This window comes from Clostridiales bacterium (genome assembly GCA_012512255.1).
GTDB lineage: Bacteria > Bacillota > Clostridia > Christensenellales > DUVY01 > DUVY01.
This window is the reverse complement of sequence record JAAZDJ010000100.1, coordinates 1-4,289: the sequence shown is the minus strand read 5'-3', so window position 1 is coordinate 4,289 and position 4,289 is coordinate 1. Positions and strand designations below refer to the sequence as shown.

The following is a 4,289-nucleotide window of genomic DNA, read 5'->3' as shown; positions in this document are numbered from 1 at the left end:
GTCGTTGATTAATTGGGCTATCATGCCCGTATGCGCAATCAAAGGATGGTTGGGATCGCTTAGTTCTTTGAAATTGCTTTTCCCGACCAAAAAGTCTTTAATTTCTTCCGCTTCTTTGGACAATCTTCCGGGCAAGATAAACACGCCCATAGCTTCAATTAAGCCTATGCTTTCTTTTTTGATGTTATGCAAATCAGGACATACATGGAATATCCCGTCGGGATGCTCCAAGTCCGCGCGGTTATTGCGCAAGATTATGTCCAAAGAATATTCGCCGTCTTCGTTAAATCTGGCTATCGGCGTTACTGCGTTATGCTGTTCGTTGGTGTAAGCGATAATATTAAGTTTTTCGTTGTTGTATTCCAAGAAATAGTCTAGTATTTGCCCAAACATTTTCTCCAAAGACGCGCGGTTTTGGCTTTCTATTCTTATTACATTATTATACCAATCGGGAATCAAGATTCTCACATCGGGATAATCAGGCGAGGAAAACCTATATTTTATTTTGGCTTTATGCAAAGGCATTTTATGCGCCCCGCCTTGGTAATGGTCATGGTTGAGTATAGAGCCGCCTATTCGGGGCAATGCCGCGTTTGAGCCGATAAAATAATGCGGGAACAAATCAATAAAATCAAAAAGCCTTACAATAGTCGTTTGATTCACTTCCATAGGGACATGCTCGTCGCTTAGGACTATACAATGCTCGTTATAATACCTATAAGGCGAAAACTGAAAATGCCACAACTCTTCGTTCAAAAATATAGGTATCGTGCGCAAAGTCAATCGCGAAGGGTAGTTTTCATTGCCCGCAAACCCCACATTTTCTTTGCAAAGGGGGCATTTGGGATAACCTGTTTGAGGCTTTTTTAAAAGTTCGGCGGTCTTTTTGTTATCTTTTTCGGGCTTGGCGATGTTAATCGTGATTTCCAAGTCCGCTTTCTCCGCGGGCGCGGTCCAAGAAAGATTGGCCGAAACCTCGTCGTATCTTATATAGTTGGACTTAATGCAAAAGTCATACAAAAACAAACAAGCCTCTTTTATATTTTTTTCGCACGCTATTTGGTCAAAAAGGTCTATGATAAAAGAGGGCGGCGGGCATAATATGTCCATAATCTCGTTTTCAAAATTGACTCTTTTGCCGGGCTCTATTATGCCTTGTTCAATCGCGTAATCGGACAGCTTTGACAATATCTTAGCGGGGCTTTTTGTCAAAGCAAAATCATCATTGCTTGGGTTATGCGATGAGTCTTGGGTAGGCTCGGAAAGTCTTAATTTGGCCAGTAATTTGTTTCTTGCGTAAATGTTATCGGACAGGGATAAAAACAAATGCGTGTTTGCATAATATAACAAGTCCTCTATAAGTTCTTGAGGAGATTTTTTTGCCATCAAAAAACCTCGCTAATGATATTCTAATTTACAATGAAAAATTAATTTTGAAAATCAATCGCTTTTTTAATTATATATCATATCCTAAATTTTGGCAATATCAATCAAAAAATCAATATAATTTTTTTGACAAGAAGCCTGGCTTTTTTAACAAGAAGTCTAGCTTTTTTAGCGTTGACTATTAACTTTAACTGTAATATAATTATTAATTGAAACTTAGAAAAATTCGCATTTTTTAAAAAGGAGCGCGCTATGATTAGTTTTTTGGCGGCTTTTAAGTTTAATTGGTATGGTTTTTTGATTGCGCTTGGCATAATCGCGGGAACGGCAAGCGCATATTTTGCGGCAAAAAAACGAGGATATAATCCTGAAGTGGTCTTTGATATAATAATTTGGGCTTTGCCGTTTGCTATCATAGGCGCGAGATTGTATTATGTCATCTTTGATATAATAGGCTCGGGCGCAAAATACACTTTCGCCGAGGCGCTGGGCTTTTATGAAGACGGCTTTAGGCTGCAAGGACTGGCGATTTATGGCGGGGTGTTGGGCGCTTTACTGGGAGTGTATTTTAACAGCCTAATGTATAAGCGCAAAGAAAAAAAGACGGGCGAAAAGAAAGAAACTTTTTTGATGATGTGCGATATAGGCGCGCCCTTTTTGATTTTGGGCCAAGCTGTAGGCAGATGGGGCAATTTCGCCAACTCTGAAGTTTACGGCCAGCCTGTGCTGAATCCAGCTTATCAGTTTTTTCCGATAGCTGTAAAGGTTGACGGGATGTGGTATCAGGCGCTGTTTTTTTATGAGTCCATGCTCAACCTTATAGGTTTTGGTCTATTGCTTTGGTTTTTCTTAGGGCGCAGGCGCAGTTTTCCTGGATTTGTCTTTGCGTGTTACGGCATTTATTATGGCATTGTCCGAATTATCCTAGAGTCGTTTAGGGACAAAGAACTATTTGTTTTATATTTGATTCCCGATGTGCTGCCCGTTTCGCAATTTGTAAGCGCGATAGCCATTATCTTGGGCGCTGTCGGAATTATCTATGTTTGGCAAAAAGCGCAAAAAGAAGGCAAGAAACCGCCTATCTTGGTATATTACGACGACTGGGAAAAAACGGGCTTGCCCGAAGAAATATACGGCAGGCCGCTTTTGATTGACGAATACGAATATATTGAAGCGGACGAGGAAGAAAGCGTGCAAGAATTTCTAGAAAAAAGCGGCAAGGACGCGGACGCCCAATCAAAAGACAAAGATTAAAAAAAGATAAGAATTATTATAAAATAATAAAATTTATAGAATTATATTAGGTTTTATATTATAATAATGGTATAAATCAAAAGTTGTATTATAGTGATAAGGAGTCCGATATGTCATCCAACAACCCCGAACAAAAATTGCCCAAATATAATCTTAGTTTGCTTTCCACAATATTTTGCTCGCTGGAACTGATATTGTTTGGAGTGTTTTTATTGGTTGTAAATTTTAAGCCCGATTTTTTGGGCGCGCAATGGGGAGTATCAATAATATGGCTGCCCGCGGCGCTTGGCTTGATTTGGCTATTATGCTTGACGCATAGCGCTTTTTTGAAAAACACGGTAACGCTTTGGATAAGTTTTGTGTTTTTGACCTGTCTTGCGGCATGGCTTATAAAAAATGTGGGCGGCGTAGGTTACCATAAAATTTATCCTATATATGTGGCGATTCCCGCTATCGCAAGCGCGGGGACTTTGTTGTTTTCCAAAGACAAAAATCTTCATCTTAAGTCCATAATCTTTTTTGGCGTTATAGCGTTTATTTTGTTTTTAAATTCTTTCTATGAAGTGGATTGGTGGATAATCGCGCCCATAGTGGCGATCGTGATAGGCGCTTTTATCTTTATCAACGCTATCACCTCAAAGAAAGGACGCTGGGATGACGGCGACAGGCCCCAAAGGGAAACCCCGTATCCGTCCCCCAAGGATGAGGAATAGAAAAAAATAAAGGAAGATAATATAATTTAAAAATGGATAACTTGTCTTTATTATCGGATTTTTATGCCCTTACAATGATGCAAGGGCATTTTTATCAAAAAAAGCAAGAGACAGCTGTTTTTGAGGTTTTTTTCCGCCAAAGTTCCGCCTTTAATTACGCCATAGCGGCGGGTCTGGAAGAAGCCATTAACTTTATCCAAAACATAAAATTTGGGTCCGAAGAGATAAAATATTTGCGCAGCCTTAAGGTGTTTTCCGAAGACTTTTTGGACTATTTGTCTTCGTTTAAATTCAAAGGTAATATACGGGCCGTGCCCGAGGGCACTGTGATTTTCCCGGGCGAGCCCATATTCGTAGTGGAAGCCGAAATAAAAGAGGCGATGTATATTGAGGCCGGGATACTCAATATAATCAACCACCAAACGCTAATCGCCACCAAGGCCTCAAGGATTTGTCTAACCGCGGGCGACAAGCCCGTCATAGAATTTGGGCTAAGGCGCGCGCAAGGGCCCGACGCGGGCATTTATGGCACGCGCAGCGCCATAATAGGCGGCTGCCAAGGCACGAGCAATGTCTTAGCGGGACAAAAATGGGGCATACCCGTAAAAGGCACGCATTCGCACGGCTGGGTTTTGAGTTTTTCGAGCGAATTGGAAGCGTTCAGGGCGTATGCCAAGGCTTTTCCCGATTCGTGTCTATTGTTGGTTGACACCTATGACACGTTAAAGAGCGGCGTGCCCAACGCAATCAAAGTTTTTGACGAGCTAAAAAGCAAGGGCCATAAGCCTTTGGGGATAAGGCTAGACAGCGGCGACCTGGCCTATCTTTCCATAACGGCGCGCAAGATGCTGGACGAGGCCGGCCATAAGGACGCTAAGATTTTCGCAAGCGGCGATTTGGATGAAAATGTTATTTTGCATCTTAACGCCCAAGGCG

At 41.5% G+C, this 4,289-nt stretch carries 4 protein-coding genes; 3 read left to right on the top strand and 1 reads right to left on the bottom strand.

The window, feature by feature from the left end; genetic code table 11:
- Nucleotides 1-1,386 (bottom strand): galactose-1-phosphate uridylyltransferase (locus tag GX756_05290; protein NLC17277.1); only part of this gene is annotated, 1,386 nt, incomplete at its 3' end.
- Between the two features lie 252 nt (nt 1,387-1,638).
- Between GX756_05290 and lgt the strand changes: the two genes are divergently transcribed.
- From lgt to pncB, 3 genes are all read left to right on the top strand, one after another.
- Nucleotides 1,639-2,640 carry a prolipoprotein diacylglyceryl transferase gene (gene lgt / locus GX756_05285; protein ID NLC17276.1) on the top strand — a complete coding sequence of 334 codons (1,002 nt, stop codon included), beginning with the start codon at nt 1,639-1,641 and terminating at the stop codon, nt 2,638-2,640.
- 110 nt (nt 2,641-2,750) lie between these two features.
- A complete protein-coding gene (locus GX756_05280; protein ID NLC17275.1) occupies nt 2,751-3,353 on the top strand; it encodes a hypothetical protein in 603 nt (200 codons plus the stop codon).
- A gap of 32 nt (nt 3,354-3,385) precedes the next feature.
- A partial coding sequence (gene pncB, locus GX756_05275) for a nicotinate phosphoribosyltransferase (protein ID NLC17274.1) occupies nt 3,386-4,289 on the top strand: 904 nt, incomplete at its 3' end.